The organism is Sporosarcina ureae DSM 2281, assembly GCF_000425545.1.
Classification (GTDB): Bacteria; Bacillota; Bacilli; order Bacillales_A; family Planococcaceae; genus Sporosarcina; species Sporosarcina ureae.
Genome location: NZ_AUDQ01000003.1, coordinates 82,181 through 101,644 on the forward strand (window position 1 = coordinate 82,181; position 19,464 = coordinate 101,644).

The 19,464-nt window shown below is 41.5% G+C and carries 20 protein-coding genes and 1 riboswitch; of the genes, 1 reads left to right on the forward strand and 19 read right to left on the reverse strand.

The window, feature by feature from the left end; genetic code table 11:
• Positions 1-55 precede the first annotated feature (55 nt).
• The 12 genes from H605_RS0104250 to H605_RS0104305 all read right to left on the reverse strand — a co-directional run bounded on the left by H605_RS0104250 (position 56) and on the right by H605_RS0104305 (position 12,118).
• Complete coding sequence (locus H605_RS0104250) at positions 56-637, reverse strand: ECF transporter S component (protein WP_029053066.1); 582 nt, start codon at positions 635-637, stop codon at positions 56-58.
• A 188-nt stretch (positions 638-825) separates the two neighbouring features.
• Positions 826-960: riboswitch (FMN riboswitch) on the reverse strand.
• Between the two features lie 72 nt (positions 961-1,032).
• A complete protein-coding gene (locus H605_RS0104255) occupies positions 1,033-2,232 on the reverse strand; it encodes a GerMN domain-containing protein (protein WP_029053067.1) in 1,200 nt (399 codons plus the stop codon).
• A 4-nt stretch (positions 2,233-2,236) separates the two neighbouring features.
• On the reverse strand, positions 2,237-2,761 hold the full coding sequence (locus H605_RS0104260; RefSeq protein ID WP_029053068.1) for an RNA polymerase sigma factor SigX: 525 nt from the start codon (positions 2,759-2,761) through the stop codon (positions 2,237-2,239).
• Between the two features lie 47 nt (positions 2,762-2,808).
• Positions 2,809-4,611 carry an ATP-binding protein gene (locus tag H605_RS0104265; protein ID WP_029053069.1) on the reverse strand — a complete coding sequence of 601 codons (1,803 nt, stop codon included), beginning with the start codon at positions 4,609-4,611 and terminating at the stop codon, positions 2,809-2,811.
• Positions 4,608-5,327, reverse strand: a complete 720-nt coding sequence (locus H605_RS0104270; RefSeq protein WP_029053070.1) for a response regulator transcription factor — start codon at positions 5,325-5,327, stop codon at positions 4,608-4,610. Before H605_RS0104270 ends, H605_RS0104265 begins: the two co-directional genes overlap by 4 nt.
• Before the next feature lie 104 nt (positions 5,328-5,431).
• Positions 5,432-6,616, reverse strand: coding sequence for a c-type cytochrome biogenesis protein CcsB (ccsB, locus tag H605_RS0104275; RefSeq protein WP_029053071.1), 1,185 nt, complete (start codon positions 6,614-6,616; stop codon positions 5,432-5,434).
• A complete protein-coding gene (gene resB / locus H605_RS0104280) occupies positions 6,607-8,265 on the reverse strand; it encodes a cytochrome c biogenesis protein ResB (protein ID WP_029053072.1) in 1,659 nt (552 codons plus the stop codon). The genes ccsB and resB overlap by 10 nt, the downstream gene beginning before the upstream one ends.
• Before the next feature lie 15 nt (positions 8,266-8,280).
• Positions 8,281-8,817, reverse strand: a complete 537-nt coding sequence (gene resA / locus H605_RS0104285; protein ID WP_029053073.1) for a thiol-disulfide oxidoreductase ResA — start codon at positions 8,815-8,817, stop codon at positions 8,281-8,283.
• Between the two features lie 104 nt (positions 8,818-8,921).
• Positions 8,922-9,653 carry a pseudouridine synthase gene (locus H605_RS0104290; RefSeq protein ID WP_029053074.1) on the reverse strand — a complete coding sequence of 244 codons (732 nt, stop codon included), beginning with the start codon at positions 9,651-9,653 and terminating at the stop codon, positions 8,922-8,924.
• A gap of 107 nt (positions 9,654-9,760) precedes the next feature.
• Entirely contained in the window at positions 9,761-10,765 is a 1,005-nt protein-coding gene (locus H605_RS0104295) for a D-alanyl-D-alanine carboxypeptidase family protein (protein WP_029053075.1), read from the reverse strand.
• The gene (scpB, locus tag H605_RS0104300) at positions 10,762-11,373 is read right to left on the reverse strand and encodes an SMC-Scp complex subunit ScpB (protein ID WP_029053076.1); all 612 of its coding nucleotides are present in this window, start codon (positions 11,371-11,373) and stop codon (positions 10,762-10,764) included. Before scpB ends, H605_RS0104295 begins: the two co-directional genes overlap by 4 nt.
• Before the next feature lie 13 nt (positions 11,374-11,386).
• Positions 11,387-12,118, reverse strand: a complete 732-nt coding sequence (locus H605_RS0104305) for a segregation/condensation protein A (RefSeq protein ID WP_029053077.1) — start codon at positions 12,116-12,118, stop codon at positions 11,387-11,389.
• Between the two features lie 36 nt (positions 12,119-12,154).
• Here H605_RS0104305 and H605_RS0104310 point away from each other — a divergent pair, with 36 nt between their 5' ends.
• Entirely contained in the window at positions 12,155-12,664 is a 510-nt protein-coding gene (locus tag H605_RS0104310) for a DUF309 domain-containing protein (RefSeq protein WP_029053078.1), read from the forward strand.
• On the opposite strand, the gene H605_RS0104315 is transcribed toward H605_RS0104310, so the two are convergent.
• From H605_RS0104315 to H605_RS0104350, 7 genes are all read right to left on the reverse strand, one after another.
• Positions 12,661-13,035 carry a GNAT family N-acetyltransferase gene (locus H605_RS0104315; RefSeq protein ID WP_029053079.1) on the reverse strand — a complete coding sequence of 125 codons (375 nt, stop codon included), beginning with the start codon at positions 13,033-13,035 and terminating at the stop codon, positions 12,661-12,663. The genes H605_RS0104310 and H605_RS0104315 overlap by 4 nt on opposite strands.
• A 180-nt stretch (positions 13,036-13,215) precedes the next feature.
• Positions 13,216-14,541, reverse strand: a complete 1,326-nt coding sequence (gene lysA / locus H605_RS0104325; RefSeq protein ID WP_029053080.1) for a diaminopimelate decarboxylase — start codon at positions 14,539-14,541, stop codon at positions 13,216-13,218.
• Positions 14,542-14,627: 86 nt separating this feature from the next.
• A complete protein-coding gene (locus H605_RS0104330) occupies positions 14,628-16,085 on the reverse strand; it encodes a spore germination protein (protein WP_029053081.1) in 1,458 nt (485 codons plus the stop codon).
• Position 16,086: 1 nt separating this feature from the next.
• On the reverse strand, positions 16,087-16,875 hold the full coding sequence (locus H605_RS0104335) for a SigF/SigG family RNA polymerase sporulation sigma factor (RefSeq protein ID WP_029053082.1): 789 nt from the start codon (positions 16,873-16,875) through the stop codon (positions 16,087-16,089).
• 3 nt (positions 16,876-16,878) lie between these two features.
• Positions 16,879-17,325, reverse strand: a complete 447-nt coding sequence (spoIIAB, locus tag H605_RS0104340; protein WP_029053083.1) for an anti-sigma F factor — start codon at positions 17,323-17,325, stop codon at positions 16,879-16,881.
• Complete coding sequence (locus H605_RS0104345; protein ID WP_029053084.1) at positions 17,315-17,668, reverse strand: STAS domain-containing protein; 354 nt, start codon at positions 17,666-17,668, stop codon at positions 17,315-17,317. Before H605_RS0104345 ends, spoIIAB begins: the two co-directional genes overlap by 11 nt.
• A gap of 499 nt (positions 17,669-18,167) precedes the next feature.
• Positions 18,168-19,463, reverse strand: coding sequence for a pyrimidine-nucleoside phosphorylase (locus H605_RS0104350; protein ID WP_029053085.1), 1,296 nt, complete (start codon positions 19,461-19,463; stop codon positions 18,168-18,170).
• Between the last annotated feature and the right edge of the window lies 1 nt (position 19,464).

Sequence of the window (19,464 nt, forward strand, 5' to 3'; positions counted from 1 at the left end):
CTAGCATAAAAAACGCCAGTCTTCTCAATATTCTGGAAGACTGGCGCATATTTGTTTAGAATGATAACTTCTTTTGTTGCTGAAGAATCCACTTCTCCATGCTTCTATATAACATCAACGTGATGGCTAATAGCATGACACCCTTGATCAAGTTGAACGGTAAGATTCCCAATATGATCATCTGATACAGCGAGTCGCCTGTAACTGCTGGCATACCTAGGAAATATGTGTACATTGGCAAGAATACTAAGTAATTTAATACGCTCATACCTATTGCCATTGCTACCGTACCCGCGATCAAACCTGATGCAAGACCTTTAGCTGAACGATACTTCGTGAAAATCCAGTAGATTGGCATTATGAATAATACACCTGTCACAAAGTTTGCGACTTCTCCTACCGGTACTCCTGTCGGGCTTCCTGATAAGAACCAGTGCATGACGTTCTTCAATATCTCTACGCCTATACCTGCAACAGGTCCCATCGTCATGATTGCCATAACAGCAGGGATCTCACTGAAATCAATCTTTAAAAATCCAGGCATTGCCGGGATGGGAAAGTTGAACTGCATTAATACAGTTGAAATACTCCCCAATATTGCCACCAAAATCAGCTTACGTAACTTCTTGTTATTCACTTGTTCCTCTCTCCTTTTGCGATTCACTTCAAAAGAGGAAAGGCTGGCTCATCTATTGTTCCGCTAAAAATCCCTAAAGCAAAATATGCTTTAGGGAGAGTAAAATGCACTGTTAAGAACAGATAATTTACAAACTTATCCGTCAGGAAACAAGCACCACTTTTGCGTACACAAAAAGATGGCTGCACCTTCACCTTCTCCCATCCAGACTATACTGTCGGCTCCGGAATCTCACCAGAATCAGCTGTTAAGCTCGCGGGCTAAAAGTAGAACTCTACTTCATTTCCGCCGGTCGGGAATTACACCCTGCCCCGAAGATGAATCAATATTTAATTATGAACCTATTATAGCGTAAAAAAACTGTTTTGTAAACTTCACGAGTTTACAAAACAGAATTATTCGTTAATTAGATACTTTGGATTTGCACCCAACGGCTTTTCCAATGGTCGAGTGAAGTCAAATTTATTCCATTGCTCTTGTGCGATTTGATCAAATTCTACCTGTTTGTCGAAACTTGCCGCCGTCAGCAAGATGCCGTCTAGGAGTTGCAATGCTTTTTCTGATTGCATCTTATCTAAATCAAGCACTTTAGTAAATTTCACGTTGACAATACCTTTAACTTCTTTGACCGTGAAGTCTATTCCTTCAGGGATCACAGTTGAAAAGATATCATTCGGTGATTTTTTCATCTCATGTAAAGCTTGCTCCACCGTTTCGGAAGTCTTGCCAAAATTAGTGGAGAGTACCGCTTCTCCATCTGATTTTAAAAATCGATAATACGCTTGACGCGAAGCCACTCCTGACAAGCTGATCGGTTCATCTACTTGACCTACTTGATCAAACGTAATTGGCGTTGCATCTTCTTGTAAAAACTGTATTTCATCGTATCCTTGAAACGTATTTTGTACGGACAGATTCAACATTTCAAGTGTCGCACTCGATCTGTCATAGGTATGGTCCGCAGTGAACTTCATTTGAACTTGATTACCGTTCGAAGATATCATCGCTTTATACGGATGATACTCTGAAAAACCGAGCGCCTCTTCATCTATTGTATTCGCATACTCATTATACAGCGCCACTGCATCCGGTGATGTCCCTAAGCCTTCAGGGAGGCGTTCATTCGGTATTAGGAATGTTACGGGGACAATGGCGGCCTGATCGGTAGCCAAGCCAATATGAAACGCTGTGTGATCCAGGATGTCGGCAGGATAAGCGGCGTATGAGAGCGGCGCTGAAACCTGCTTTGTAAACACGGATGCATCACTCGCTTCATTCGACTGCATTTCTTCACTATCCTCCATCACGATAGGATCAGCCGATTCCTCTGTCGTTGCTTTATCCATCGATACTTCATTGTTTTGCTGAATGAATGTCGGCACGATGATGGTGAGCAATACAATCGCCGCAACAGCTGCGATAATTGGTGGCCACTTGGATTTCGATGGTCTCTTCTTCGGCCCGTTTGGCTCAGAAAGTCTCGTATCTTCTTTTAATCGTTGCATAATCTCGTCTTTGGAACGCTGATCTTTCACAACGGGCATATTACGCAAACGTTTCTCGATAGTATCTTCATTCCACTTGTCATTGCTCATCTCATCACCCCTCCCTCGCGGAACACGCTTCCAACTTCACTTGTAATGCTTTGATTGCACGATGCTGCGTCGTTTTCACTTTGCTTTCAGTCCAGCCCAGAACTTCAGCCGTTTCAGCGACGGATAGATCCTGAAAGAAGCGCATAAGGATGACCATTTTCTGATCACCCGTACATGTGTGCAACACTTCAAGCACTTGCCTCTGCTCCTCATCTGCTTCAATCAAATGTTCAGGCAAGCGGTCAGTTGAAGCTAATTGCTCTGTTTCCCAATCGAAATGAATGTTTGCATGCTTGTTGATTGTGGATTGTTTTCGGAAATAGTCTATCGAGACATTTTTCGCAATCGCAAACAGCCAAGTTTTCTCGGTGCTTTTCCCTTCAAAACGGTCATATGATTTGAGTACCCGCACATATACCTCGTGCATCAAATCTTCGGCTACCCCCCGATTGCGAGTCAAATAAGTAAGGAAGTTGAATACGTCACGGTTATAGTCTTTATATAATCGTTGAAAAACGGAATCATCCATTCAATCCCCCGTTCTCTAATAGTAGTCGTTTCAGTATAGGAAAGGTTTCAATTATTAATTGCGTCAAATGGAAGTGAACAAATAAAGATGGTACCTTTTTCTTCACCAATGGTTGCTAAAATTGAACCGTTATGTGCTTCCATAATATTTTTTGCAATAGCCAAACCAAGTCCTGTACCACCTTTTCCTCTTGTCCTTGCTTTATCTGCCTTATAGAAACGCTCAAAGATGTAAGGCAAGTCTTTTTCTGGAATCCCGACACCTGTATCGGCTACTGTAATATCAAGTATTCCGGTAGACCGATAGACACCTAGCGTCACCGCTCCACCGTCTGGAGTATGGCGGATGGCGTTATCGATCAAATTAGTGAACACTTGCTCAAGACGGTCTTCATCTGCCGTTACGAGTAGTGTATTCAATTCTTCCGTCTCCAAAGACAAGTCCACTTTTGCATCTTTTGCCACTTGTGAGAACTTTGTCACCATACGTTCTAGAAACTCCACAATCGAAAGAGGGTTTTTATTCAGTTGAATGTAGCCGGATTCCATTCTTGCCAGATTCAGCAAGTCTGTGACGAGGCGACTCATACGCTTGGATTCATCATGGATGATCTGAACCATTTCCATACGTTCTTCCTCACTGCTCACTACATCATCTATGATGGCTTCACTATATCCTTGCAACATCGAGATCGGTGTCCGCAATTCGTGTGAGACGTTGGCAATGAAATCCGAACGTAGTTTATCCAATTTATGCTGTTCCGTCATATCACGGAATACCGCCACCGCTCCACGGATACTATTTTCACTGTACAATGGGCTGATGGAAATGACATAAAACTGTCCACCCAATTCCAATTCATCTTCCACTTCCTCAGCGAATGAAATGGCATGCTTTAGCATATGGAAAACTTCTTTAGGCAACGGATGATGATTTTTCTGATTGTATCCATACCATTTTTTCAACAATAACTCGGCTTGCGGATTTTTCAGGAGGATTGAATAATCTTGATTAAACGTTACGACTGCATCTGTCATAGATGTAAGAATGCTGGAAAGCTGTTCTTTCTCCTGCTTAATCAATTCAATATTATATTTTAACTGACGTCCCATCTGATTAAAAGCAGTGGCTAACTGACCAATTTCATCGTTTTGCGCCACAGGTAAATGTGTATCAAAATTCCCTTTAGACAACTCAAACGCTGCTTGCTTCATCTTACGCAACGGCAATGTGATGCGCGTAGATAGGAAAAATGCAAAGAATGTAGTTAAAATAAATGCGATGAATGCGGATAGGAAGACAATGTTCGTCGTGCTTTTCGTCGTACGGTGCACAGCATCTAAGCTTTGGTACATGAGTACACTCGCTTGTTCACCATTTGCTTGTTCAAATGGATAAGAAAGAATCAAAAATTGCTCCATGACGTCTTGTTCTGTCAATGAAGGCAATATCATTTCTTTCATTTTATGCTTACCTGATTCAGGCGTATTAAACAAACTGTCTTCCGAAAGAAGTTGATCTTCAATTTCCTTTTTACTTGAAGATGTATGGAATGAATACAGCACATTCCCCTGTTGATCAACAACAATTGCATTGGTCTCTAAATCGAGGATATCATCTACAATTTGGTTCATGGATTGAGTCATGGAACTTGTCGTTTGTTCGTTATAATCATTGACAATTTTACTGATGGTGGTAGCTTCTCTCTGCAAAGACTCTTCCGCTTGTTTCGTGTGGAAGTTATCAAGAAATTCGAGCAGGAACAGTGTCACAATAAACAAGACAAAGGAAACGAGAAGCAATATGGTGGCCCATAGCTTCCCGACAATTGAATTCCATATTCTAATCATTCGTTTGGAACCTCGAACTTATAGCCGACACCCCAAACAGTCACAATCATTTTCGCTGCGCGGTCTGAAACACGGCTCAGTTTTTCTCGCAGCCGTTTGACATGTGTATCCACTGTACGTAAATCTCCAAAGAATTCGTAATGCCATACTTCTTTCAGCAATTGTTCACGATCGAATACTTTATCCGGTGATTTTGCTAGGAAATACAATAACTCATATTCCTTCGGTGTTAAATTAACTTCTTTCCCTTCAGCTGTTACACGATGTGCATCGTGATCTATTGTCAGCTGTGGAAACACTACTAAATCTTTTGACGTTGTGTTAGACGACACATTCGGGAATGCAACTGAACGTCTGAGCATAGCTTTTACACGTAAGACTACTTCTCTCGGACTGAACGGCTTGACGATGTAATCGTCTGCACCACTTTCAAATCCGCTTACACGGTCTGCTTCTTCACCTTTTGCTGTCAATAAAATAACAGGTGTCATAATTTTATTTTCACGTAGTTCAGCTAATACTTCCATACCATCTTTTTCAGGCATCATCACGTCGAGCAATATACAATCATATTGTCCAGCAAATACTTTTTCTAACGCATCTGCTCCATCGATCGCTTCTTCAATTTCATAGCCTTCTCTAGATAAATACATATTCAATAGGCGACGAATGCGATCCTCATCATCCACCACTAAGAGCTTCACTGTTTCTTCCACAATTCATTACCCCTTTCGACAATCTTCTATCTCCATTGTACAATTACTGACCTATAAAAAGAAATAAAAAGACTGCATGACAATTATTGTCATGCAGTCGAAGATTATGCGTATGAGTGTAAACCTGCAATAATTAAGTTTACGGCAATTAAGTTGAACATGATGATAACAAATCCGATGACAGCAAGCCATGCGGACTTTTTACCTTCCCAACCTTTTGATAAACGCAGGTGAAGGAATGCAGCGTAGAACAACCACGTAATGAGTGCCCACACTTCTTTCGGATCCCAGCCCCAGAATCGTGACCAGGCTTCATGTGCCCAAATCATGGCGAAAATCAAAGCACCGAGCGTGAAGACCGGGAAACCGATCAATACAGCACGATAGCCGATTTCATCCATCAGCTGGGAATTGGCCTTCTTCGCTAACGGTTGGAATACCGCGGCGAGAGGTTTCCGTGCGATCAACCGTAATAATACGTAAAGCACTGAACCTACAGCTATAGACCAAACAAGCGAAGACAGTTTTTGCGCATTGATGATCGGAGGCAATTCAACCCAAGGTGTCATTTTGTCCGGTGTCATCGCTTCATACTCATTCATCCCAAATAACGGAGGAACGTGATAAGTAATTTCAGCGGGTACTTCATCTTTATTTATATAAGTAAATTCTGCTTCATAGTCCATTACTTTGAATGTCGTAGAAGATACGACAAAACCAAGAACAAGAATTAACGTATACATTACTGCTTCTATCCAAAAACGTGATTTGGATTTTTTCGTCATATCAATATTCTTTACTAAGAATACAAGCCCTGCTATCGCACTGATTGCAAGTATAGATTCACCAATAACCGTTGTGATTACGTGAATAAACAACCATTTACTTTGAAGTGCAGGAATTAGTGGAGTAACTTCTGTCGGAAACATCGTTGCATACGAAATAATGATAATTGCAACGGGTAACGCGAACAATCCAAGTGACGGTGTTCGGTAAATAATATACAACATAATGAATGCCCCTATGAGCATCATGCCGAATGCAGTCGTAAACTCAAACATATTACTAAGTGGCGCGTGGCCTGACGCAGCCCATCTTGTAAAGAAATAGCCTAAGTGAGTAAGGAATCCGATGATTGTAATAACTAAACCAATCGTTCCCCACTTACTATTATGATACGCTTTTTCTGATTTTGATTTTTTGATAGCGCCTCCGAAAAACAAAGTGGCTACTAAATATGCAATAAATGAAACTAATAATAAATTACTACTGATGGCTACTAAGTCCATATTTCCTCGTCCCCTTCCTGTTCTGGCTTGTCCAACTCAGGATCCTGACGATCTATATAAGCAGGCAAGTCTACAGTTTCTCGTAATGTATCCAGCTCTTTACGTAATGAGAACCAGTTTTTATTCGTATGTGCAGCAATCAACAAATGTCCTTTTGTATCTTCTTGGATCCATACTCTGCGGTGTTGCCAATACATTCCTTGAATAACACCAATCATAAATACTAGACCACCGAATAAGAGGATATATAACGTTTTGTCTTTACGGATTGTCAAACCTGAAATATTTCGAGTCTCAGCAGCTGCAAACTTAATCGCGTAGTCGTTCTCTTCTACTTCCAACGTTTGACGAATGGCCACGAAACTCTTTTCACCTTCTGGCTTATCTGGTGTGTTCATCTGAAAAATGAATGCTGGATTATTCGGAACGGGTGACTTCGAATAGGGTTCCCCGTCTTTAATTCCATCATAGTCTGGATAGAAACCTAGCATATTGACAGTTGAGCCATTTCCAAGATCATATTCCTTTTCTGGATCACTTAAATCTACCGTGAATTCCCCTAAAGATTCTTCAGAAGATTTATTTACCAAATGAAATGTCATGTTTTTAAGCTCGTCCAGTTTATAATCCATCTGGAATACATTATACCCATCAAATTTCAATGGTTTATTGACATTGATGGCGTAATCCTCCACTTTTTCAAGACTTTCACTACCTGGGAGCGCGCCCTCATTTTGTTTATACAACGTAACATCTGTCGTATACGACTTAACGATTGCGCCATTCTTCTCTAACGCCTCACCGAATACTTTTTCAGCTTCTTCTTTTGAATAATTCTCTAAGGTAAACTTTTTATTCTCAAGTACATACCCTGGCGCTCCAACGATATTACGTGTTTCCCCTTCACGGAGCCACATCGCTTCGTCAACGTAAAAACCAGGAATTCCTCTAAGCAGAACACCCGAAATGAAAATGATTAATCCAACATGGTTGACATATGGGCCCCAGCGTGAAAATCGATACTTTTCAGCTAAAATGGCACCATTCTCTATTTTTACATTGTAACGCATTGCTTTTAGTTTCTCTTCTGCTTTTGCAAGTGACTCTTCCGTATTTTGGACATCGCCTTCTCCAAAAATCCGCTGACGCTTCATAAAGGATGGGTGACGACGTGTGCGTTGCTTTTTAAGTGATTTATAAAGCGGAACAACACGGTCTATACTTGCGATGATAATAGAAGTTGCAAGCATACCGACTAGTACTTTAAACCACCAGCTATTATACATATCATAAAAGCCAAGTTGGTAATACAGTTTTCCTACCGTACCATACAGACGCTCATAGTATTCCAGATAGCCCTCCGGCGTAGTAGCAGGTACATAAAACTTTTGCGGAAAGATTGTTCCAATTGCTGACGTGATTAATACCGCCGCAATAATACTGACGCCAATCTTGACGCTGGAGAAGAAGTTCCATATTTTATCGATAATGGAACTCTTATAGGTTTGGGATCTTCTAGAGGATCCCTCGTAACGCATATCTACAATATCACTTTTCTTCGCCTTTTCAGATAAGGGACGACCACACTTCTCACAAAGCTCTGTACCATAAGGATTTTCATGCCCACATTGGCATTTGATTTTGCTCATTGAGTAACAATCTCCTTACTTTGGTTGAATGCTTTCTAAATACTGATAAATTTGTTGCTCTGTCATCCCCTGTTTAATGACCTTCGTAATCTTTCCTTCTGAATTGATGAGGAAAGTTGTAGGTAATGGTTTGATATTATACAAATCCATAACGGTTTTGTTCTTATCCCATAACATGGGGAATGAAAGGTTCATGTCGTCTCTAAAGAGCTCTATTTTCACTTTTGGTTCTCCTACGTTGACAGTCAGGATATGTACACCCTTCGCTTCAAAGTCTTTATAGAGATCCTCCATATGTGGCATTTCCTTTTTACAAGGTGGACACCATGTACCCCAGAAATTCAGGAATACGCCTTGCCCTTTATAATCCGACAACCGGTGTTTATTTCCTTCTAAATCTACAAGCTCGAAATCAGGCGCTGTATCACCTTCCGCCAAGACTTTTACTTTATCTTTTGAAGTAATTGCGTAGATCATAATTGCAGCTAAAATTAATAAAAGGGCTGTTCTGCTAATTAGCCTGATAGTCTTTTTGTTTTTCTTTTTGGCCAATCATGTAACCTCCTGTCTAATTTACGTTCCATTGGCTATTATACCAAAACATAAAATCAGTTGGCACCGCACTAGTGATAGAATTGTGAACTTTTAACGCTTTCTTAGCCGATCTTTCCTGTTTCTGCTAATACGCGTAATTGTTTCAATTCATGTCTTGTTAGCTCACGCGCTTCTCCGGCATTCAATCCGCGTGTAGTCAAGTTAGCAAACTCTTCACGCTTCAATTTTTGAACCGGACAATTAATTGCATCAAACATTCTTCGTACTTGACGGTTACGTCCTTCATGGATTGTGATCTCGACAATGGCAGAATTTGTTTTCTTATCCGAACTTGTCATTTTCACACGAGCAGGAGCAGTACTGCCGTCATCTAATTCAATTCCTGTCTCCAGCTTTTTAAGATCATCGCGGGTAGGAATGCCTTTTACTTTGGCTACATACTTCTTTTTTATTTCGAATTTCGGATGAGTCATTAAATATGAGAAGTCTCCGTCATTCGTCATCAACAATACACCTGATGTATCATAGTCTAGTCGACCAACCGGGAATATTCTCTGGCTGACTTCCGGTACTAAATCCATTACTGTTTTACGACCTTTTTCATCGTCTACTGTTGAGATATAACCGCGTGGTTTATAAAGCAGATAGTAGACAGGTGTTTCTTTCGTCAATTGAACGCCTTCCACTTCAATTGTGTCCATTCTGCTAACTTTTGTCCCAAGTTCCGTTATGACTTTGCCATTCACTTTAACTAAACCGTCCAATATTAGTTTTTCTGACTTTCTTCTTGATGCTACGCCGGCCTGTGCCAATACCTTTTGTAATCTTTCCATAGGTTCCTCCTTGATGTTACATACTGAAAAAATTATGTCATACTTTCGAGCAAATGAAAAGAAGACTGACCTATGTAGGTCAATCTTCGAAATAGTATGTTTTCAACTCACTTTTCGGACTCGATATCTACTGCTACTGTCTTAATTGGTTCTGTACCTAAATAAATAGACCAGTAGCCTTTTTTCTGTTGTTCATCTGCTTGTGGAATTTGTAACACATTGGACAACATTTTCTTCTCTTCTTTCGTTACGAGTAACTTAACAGATTGATCCAGCTTTGCGATCATATGTGGAAATACTTGATACTTTCCTTTTTTCACTGCTGTGTACGATTGATATTCAGAGAAAACTTGCTGGGATAACTGTTTATGGACTTGCCAATCATTTCCGTTATTTAACGTAACGACAATGACGGACTTTCCATCCTTTTCGAAATAGGTAGCCAATGTACGTCCTGCTGCTTTTGTGAAACCTGTTTTCCCCGCAACGGCAGTTGGTTCAGATATTACTAGCCGATGTTTATTTTGCCAACTGTTTTTTCCTTGTTCTGTTTCAAAAGGATAGTTCTTTGTAGAAGCTATTTTACGAAATTCTGGATTCTTCATAGCAAAATACAACATTTTAGCTGTGTCATACGCAGAAGACAGGTGATGCTCGCCGTGCAAACCGGATGGATTCATAAAATGCGTTTGCTCCAGGCCATGACTTTGCGCTACTTCATTCATCAGATAGACAAATCCATCAAGTGAGCCACCTGCATGTTCAGCGAGTGCCTGCGCTGCATCATTACCTGAACGCAGCATTAAGCCATACAGTAAATCTTGCGTCTTCATTACTTGACCCGTTTCGAGATAAATGGAGGATCCTTCTGCTGTCGCGGCTTCTGAGGAAATGACCGTCTCCTGTTCACTCGGCTTTAACCCCAAAAAGGTATAAGCCGTCCACATTTTCGTCAAACTTGCGATAGGAAGCGGTTCATGTTCATTTGATCCCATCAGCAATCTGCCATTCTCTCCGTCTATCACTGCAAATGACGTACCCGCCGCCTGGCTACTTGCGGGATATATCAATAATCCGACTATCAGTAGAGCGATGACCGAAATTTTTCTCAAGCATCATGTCCTCCTTCTTCTGTAATGGAAAATGCTTCTTGGAATTTCGTCATGAATAAATCCGTTTCTTCCGATGTTTCTTGTTCTTCGTCAAGTGACAGTGGCGGCATATCTTCGAGCGACGCCAGTCCAAAACGATCTAGAAAGAAAGTTGTCGTGCCATATAAAATCGGTCTACCAGGCCCATCCATGCGCCCCACTTCCTCTACGAAGCCTTTACCAGCCAACGACGACAATGCACGCTCGGACTTTACACCACGCAAGTCATCGATCTCTACGCGCGTTACAGGTTGCTTGTACGCAATGATGGCAAGTACCTCAAGCGCTGCTTGTGTAAACGTAGACGGTTTTGGATCTTCTAGCATTCTTTTGATGTCATCAGCCCATTTACTCTTCGTCACCAAGCGATAACTCCCGCCGTAACTTTTCAACGTGATGCCACGTGTGTCATCTTCGTCATACGCTGCTTGCAACGAAATCAGTACTTGTTCTGCTTTTTGCTCTTCGCATTCCAACAGCGCGGCTAACTGTGTAAGAGATAAACCTTCTTCACCTGCCACGAATAAAAAACTTTCCGTCATCCCGACGAAACGTGTTTCGATGTTCATTCCTATCATCCCTTCACATCAACGAGATTCGTAATTCTTCAAAATTATTACTTTGTCGCACTTGAACTTCTTGTAATTTCATCAGTTCAAGCAATGATAAAAATGTTAATACGAGCTCGGGTACAGTCGTCGTTTCAAAAAGTGCATGGAAATCACATTCTCCACCACTTAGTTCCAACTTACTCATGATCGATGACATCTTATCCCCGACAGATTGCTCAGATTTTGTTATACTCGCTGTAAGAGGCAGTTTAAGCTTCTTTCTGTGTAGCATTTTTTGAAATGCACCAATTAAGTCAAAAACATTGAGCTGTTCTTCCGTCTCTGTTACAAACGCTTCACCATAATCCGTTAAGTCTTCAGGCTCTTTAGTGAAATGCTCATCACGGTGTGCAGCAGACTCACGAAGCGAGTTGGCCGCTTCTTTAAACTTCCGATATTCCATTAATCGGGCTATCAATTCTTCACGCGGGTCTTCCTCATAACCGAATTCTTCGATGAATGCCTCTTCTTCATTGACCGGCAACAGCATTTTGCTCTTCACTTCCAGCAACGTCGCTGCTAGTACAAGGTATTCGCTTAATTCATCCAATCGAAGAACACGCATGGCATGCAAATGTTCTATGTACTGCTGTGTTAGCTCCGCCATGGGGATGTCATAAATATCAATTTCGAGCCGATTGATCAAATGTAACAACAGATCAAGTGGCCCTTCGAAGACTTCGAGTTTTACACTATAACTCATTTTACCAACCTACCTAACCAGAAAGGAATGATTTGGATGCACCCTTACTACCATCCTCTTTTTCTACAGTTTATTGTGTATTTCAATGACAATCAAGATTATTTCGAGTGCCACGAGGTGCTGGAAGAATATTGGAAAGACCAAAAAAACTTTTCAAAAGATCATCCACTAACCGGCTATATTCTCATGGCTACCGGATTATATCATTGGCGCAGAGGAAATACAGCAGGCGCTTCGCGTACTTTAACTAAAGCCATCACACGCTTCCACGAAATGCCTGTACAATTTGGCGACTATCTTGAAGAAGTGGCCATTGATGAAATCATCATGCAGCTAGAGCATTGTCTTACCCGCATTAAATCAGGCGAAGATTTCCATGCATTCCCACTTCCAATCTCTCCAGAGTTGCAAGTCGAAGCAGAGAAATTCAAGCCTCTACTTGCATTACTGCCAAAAAACAGCGCATCTGTTATTCATAAGCATATGCAACGGGATAGGTCAGATATTCTTTTACAACGTGAAGAAAAGAAGAAGGGCAGCCGTTAAAGATCTGCGCCTTCTTCTTTCCTTAAACAACTTTGTATAAATGGTTCAGTAAAGTCGGTACTTTTACAGCCATATCCTGGGTAGATCTCTTGCAATTCCTTTATCATCTTAGATGCAATTCCTTCTCCACGAAACGATGGATTGACCGAAATATGCTGAACAGTGTAGGTCTTGTCATTGTCGTTGACTTCTACCCCTATTAATCCGATGTAATCTTCTGCTTCTTTATAAAGATATAGCTGCCACTGTTCAACACAGAGATATTGCTGAACAGTCTCTTGCAATTTGCATAACATCTTTTCACTAGGGATATAAGATAAAAAGCCCATAGCAATTTTCTCTTGTGCCTTCTTAAAACGAATAAGATTCAATAGTAACCCCTTCTTTTCAGAAATCCTTTATACAGTTTACACCAATATCCCGTTTACTTCAACTCGCGGATTATTTATAGCGCGGATCGATTATCGGAACAACAAAATACCAATAGATGACTCCCCAAATTATAGCCATTACAACAATCGAAACGAAAAGAATAATGTTTTTCTTTTTCATTAGAAATTCTCCTTCTCATCTGATTGCAACGGAAGGTCTAATTTAACGATGTCTTCGTAGGTTTCGCGTCTTACGACTAACTGATGTTGCCCTTTTTCCACAAACACAACAGCAGGTCGAGGCAGTCGATTATAATTGCTGGCCATGGAGTACGTATAGGCTCCCGTACAAAAAACAGCTAGTAGATCACCGGTTTCCACTTTGGGCAAATAGGCTTTTTCAATTAATTTATCGCCGGACTCACAGCACTTACCTGCAACTGTCCATTGCTGGTCATGTGGCTCGTTCATCCGATTAGCAAGCGCACTAGAATAGTGTGCATCATATAGAGCCGGACGAATATTATCAGACATTCCGCCATCTACTGCTACGTATGTACGGACACCCGGCACCACTTTCGTACTGCCTGCAGAATAAATAGTCGTTCCTGCATCTCCGACAAGCGAACGGCCGGGTTCAATCCAAACTTCAGGAATTGGATACTCACATTCCTCAGCCATCTCTTTTACTACATCTGCCATTTCCTCTACGTAAATAGCTGGCTCAAGTGGCGTATCTTCCTCAGTATAACGAATACCAAATCCGCCACCTAAATTTAAGACAGGACAGATAAATTGATAATTCTTCCGCCATTCGACCATTCTTTCCATTAGCACTTCTGCTGCGAATTTGAATGCATCGGTTTCAAAGATTTGTGAACCTATATGACAATGCATGCCAAGGAATTTAATATAGCCATGATCATGTAAAGCAAGGAACGCTTGATCCGTTTGTCCATTTTTCAAATCAAAACCAAACTTTGAATCTTCCTGGCCTGTTGTAATATAGTCATGAGTATGTGCTTCAATTCCTGGTGTTACACGGACTAAGACATTCATCGTTTGCTTTCGTTCATCTGCAATTTCTTTAATCATGTCGATTTCCAAGAAATTATCGATTACGATGCATCCAATGTTCTCTTCAAATGCATACACTATTTCTTCTCTGCTCTTATTATTGCCATGGAAATGAATCCGTTCGCGTGGGAATCCTGCTGCTACTGCCGTATATAATTCTCCACCTGATACAACATCAAGAGACAACCCTTGCTGTTCTGCCAATTGATAAATTGCGATTGAAGAAAAGGCTTTACTCGCATATGCAACTTGTGCTCTAATTTCTTTTTTTTCAAACGTATCTTTAAATGCCCGCGCACGCTCTTTGAATAACTCTGTATCATAGATCATGACTGGTGTTCCATATTGTGAAGCTAGTTCTGAAACGTCCACTCCACCGATTGTTAAGTGACCGTTTTCGTTCACTGTCTGTGTTCCATAAAGATGCATGTCCCATACCCCTTCCGAATTCTCTAAAATAACTTTATCACAAGAAGACGGAAAGTAGCAACGACATGCAAAATTTCGAAATACCTTTATGACATCCTGTCACGATTCGGCGAGTTCGTAATAAACGGCCGCGGATCGTCGATTGTCATAGGGAAACGAATCAACACACGCAACAAAGCTTTCGGGAAGAATGGCGTGAACGGCCACAAATACGGCACATTCATCGGCTTTAATGAGCATAAATAATAATAAATCACAGCAAGTGCTATAAAGAAGCCTGGAGCTCCTAGTAATGCGGTTGAGATCAGTAAGAAAATCCGGAACACTTTTGTCGTAATACTTAATTCAAATGAAGGAATCGCAAATGTGAAAATGGCACTAACCGCCACGTATAATACGACTTCCGAAGAAAATAAGCCTACGTCAATCGCTACTTGCCCAATGACAATGGCCGCAACGAGTCCCATAGCAGTCGACAGCGGTGTAGGTGTATGAATTGCGGCCATCCGCAATACCTCTATACCGATATCAGCCACAAACAGTTGGACAAATAACGGAACTTCTCCCCATTCATTCGGTCCAATATATTTGATCGCTTCGGGAACGAATTGTTTTTCGATCGACATCAAATACCAAAACGGCAACATCACTAAACTTAAAAATGTCCCAATGAAGCGTACCATTCGAATGAATGTACCGATTAAAGGTGCTTGCCTATATTCTTCCGCGTGTTGTAAATGATGCACCAGTGTAACAGGGACTAAAATGACGGACGGAGATGTATCGACGATGATCGCAATATGTCCCTCTAGTAAATGCGCGGCACAAATATCAGCACGTTCAGTATACCGAACGAACGGCATCGGGTGAAACCCTTGTTTAAATAGGAATTCCTCGAGTGATTTATCGGTCATCGTCAAGCCATCCGTTTTCAATGCATCCAGTCGTTCTCTCACAAAATTTAAATGCTCTTCATTGGCAGCACCTTTCATAAAGGCAATGGCAATGTCCGTTTTACCTTTGACGGACGTCTCATGCATTTCAAATCGCAGTTCCGTTGTACGTAAACGTCTTCGGATTAATGCCGTGTTCGTCAGGATATTTTCCGTAAATCCGTCCCTTGAGCCACGTATGACTTTTTCAGTATCTGGTTCCTCAGGATTTCTTCCTGGATATGACCGCACATCAAGTGCGAATGCGAAACCGTCTTTCATAATGAATACAGCTAACCCACTTAAAATAGCTTTCGCGAGTTGATCTTCATCCTTTACAATTTCCAGCGAATGATACGGAAAATAATCCATCATTGCGCGGTCAATGTTTTCAACAGATTCCCCTGTAAATAATTCATTACGATACTGCATTTCTGTCATTAAAGTAGTTAAGACCTCGCCATCCACTAAACCGTTCATATACAGAAGAAGTATTTCTTTATCCCATAGGTGGATCAACCGTTTAGTCGCATCGTATGTTTCATCTTCGCCAAACTGGTTGATGAACCACCTCTCCCCTTCTCGTATGGACGTAAATAGTGTATCGGTCAAATTAAGGTCTCCTCACCTTCTCGAGCGCTTCTTCTGCATCTGCGCCCATCCATGTTTTCATTTGGGCTAGAATTTTCTTTTCCAACCGTGATACTTGAACCTGTGATATTCCGATTCGTTTCGCAATATCACTCTGTGTGTAATCCAAATAATAGCGCATATAAATGATCGTTTGATCACGTTTATTTAACCGTGTAATGACATCTCGTAACGGAATATGATCGAATACTCTTTCCGACCTGTCGTCCCGCAGCTGATCCATTAGCGTCAAGCTATCCCCATCACTCTCATACAACTGTTCATGAAGCGAAGCCGGATCTCGAAGCGCATCAGAGGCTAGAATAATATCTTCCTGTTTCACTTCCAATATTTCCGCCATTTCTGAAATGGAAGGTGAACGTCCGTTTCTCTTAAAGAAGTCATCGGTTGCGTGACGAATTTTATAGCTTAACTCACGAATGGTGCGACCTACTTTTACCATTCCATCATCACGTAAATAGCGTTGAATTTCTCCTACAATCATCGGCACTGCATACGTTGAAAACTTCACCTCATAGGATAAATCGAACTTATCTATTGATTTCATCAAGCCAATGCAGCCTATTTGAAATAAATCTTCTAAATCCGCACCACGCGAAGCGAAGCGTTGAACGATGGACCACACGAGTCTTGTATTGCCTTCTACCATCATTCGTCTAGCTTCTTTGTCACCCGCTTGTGATTCTTTGATGAGTTCCCGCATTTTTTCTTGTGACAATAGAGCGTGTTGCTTCTCAACAGATGCTTCCATACGTCACCTCATTCTACTTACTTCTGTGACCGGAGAAAAATTCTTCTCAAATGTCACGATTGTCCCATTTCCAAGGGTAGAATCTACACGGATACCGTCCGAGAAACTTTCCATGATTGTAAAGCCCATACCGGAGCGCTCCATTTGTGGTTTGGTTGTGAACATCGGCTCCATCGCTTGCTCTATGTCGAAGATTCCCATTCCTTCATCTGTTACCGTCATTTTTACCGATCTGTCATCGATCGTTGCATGGACCTTCACCATACTTTTACCGTCGCATTCGTAACCGTGGATAATGGCATTAGTGACAGCTTCCGAAACAATTGTTTTAAATTCCGAAAGTTCATCCAATGTCGGATCCAATGGTGCGATAAAACAGGTGAGCGCCATTCTGGCAAGTGCTTCATTTTGTTCTATCGCTAGAAACGACAAGGTCATTTCATTTTTCATGTACAACCCCTCCGATTTCGTCGATTGCTTCTTCGACTGTACATATTCTGACGACTTCACCAAGACCCGAAAATTGGAATAGCTTCTGCATTGTCGGAGATGGATTCAATATGAGTGTTTCTCCGTTTACAGGGACTAGATCGCGCATTCTGCCGAGTATGAGTCCGATTCCTGCGCTGTCCATGAAGCCTAGTTGGTAGAGGTCCCAGATAATTGCACGCGTCTTTCCTGTAAATATAGCGGTAGATACTTCTTCTCTAATTTGATTGGCTTCGTGGTTGTCGAGTTCTCCTGCTAGCGTGATTAGGACTATGCCATTTTCCAGTTGTGTAATAGTTGCCATGTGTGGATACGCCTCCTTCATGAAGGCATTGTCGCACATTTAGAACCACTATCCTTTAGTTTTGACAAAACTAGTCAACTGTCCCTAAAACTTCTTAAGTTGTGACAAGGTTTAAAGGTGACGAGATGGTACTGTTAATCTGCATTCCAGGTGAACGCTTTTCTACAGGCACGGCTTGAGCCACTTCGCTCTAACTATCAAAAGAATTGCTAATTCCGCGGGAGTCGCTGCTTGTGCCGAAGATCAATCACTTTAATGTTCTAACAATACAAATGGTAGGCGGAATAATGAGACAGTTATGCGCACTTCCTATCTGGCTCATTGTGCTAGCCATCCATACATCCAGCAGAATATAATACCGACACCTCTGTCGCTCTTCACTCGAGCTACACAAGAGTATGTACCGTTGAATTTGTTTTTACACATCAACAACAAAAAAGCCATGTGCTCTGAAGGAAACCAATTTTTTGGAGTACTTCAGGCACACGGCTTTTATGGATTATTTGGCATGTATAAGCGGTGGTGCTGCTGTTTTTTCTTTTGCGATATGCATATGAGATTGTAATAGTTTAATCGAGTTGTCAACTTGTTCAGTGTTTGCATGGAGTATCGCGAGCGCTTCTCCTTTTTCTACAAAGTCGCCTATTTTCTTGCGCAAGACAATTCCAACCGCAAGATCAATAACGTCTTCTTTTGTTGCACGGCCTGCGCCTAGAAGCATGGCAGCTACACCTATTTCGTCGGCGTCGATCATGGATACATAGCCACTTTCAATAGCAGGAACTTCAATTTGATACGGTGCTTGCGGCAATAGATTTGTATTTTCTATAACTTTTTCGTTGCCGTCTTGTGCTTTGATCAACTCACCGAACAAGCGCAGTGCCTCACCGTTATCTATGACGTTCTGCAGTTGTTTACGTGCATCTTCTTCAGTTTCTGCTTTGTTTGCCGCTAACAACATCTTGCTGCCAAGAACAAAGCATAACTCTGTTAGATCGGCCGGCCCTTTTCCTTGCAGCGTATCAATGGCTTCTTTTACTTCAAGAGCATTTCCAATTGCAAATCCGAGTGGTTGGCTCATATCTGAAATAACGGCACTTGTGTTTCTTCCAACTTCATTTCCAATCGCAGTCATGGCGTCTGCCAATTGCTTGGAATCTTCCAATGTTTTCATGAAGGCTCCTGCGCCTGTCTTGACGTCCAATACGATAGCATCTGCGCCTGCCGCAAGCTTTTTACTCATAATAGAGCTTGCGATTAGTGGAATGCTATTGACTGTCGCCGTGACGTCTCGTAACGCATACAGTTTTTTATCAGCTGGCGTCAAATTACCGCTTTGACCGATTACAGCGATTTTCAAATCATTGACCTGTTGAATAAATTGTTCCGTAGAAATCTCAACGTGGAAGCCGTCAATTGCTTCAAGTTTATCAAGTGTACCTCCTGTGTGACCTAGTCCTCGACCACTCATTTTAGCAATCGGTACACCGCATGCTGCGACAAGCGGAGCTAAGATGAGTGTCGTAGTATCTCCTACTCCACCTGTTGAGTGCTTATCTACCTTCACTCCTTCAATGGCAGATAAATCAATTTGATCACCAGATTCCACCATTGCCATTGTTAAGTACCCTTGTTCTTCTGTTGTCATACCTTTAAAATAAATGGCCATTAAGAAAGCGCTAGCCTGATAGTCAGGGATTGAGCCATCCGTATAACCCGTCACGAAAAACTCTATCTCATCTTTATTTAGCTCTATTCCGTCTCGCTTATTTTCAATGATATCCACCATGCGCAAC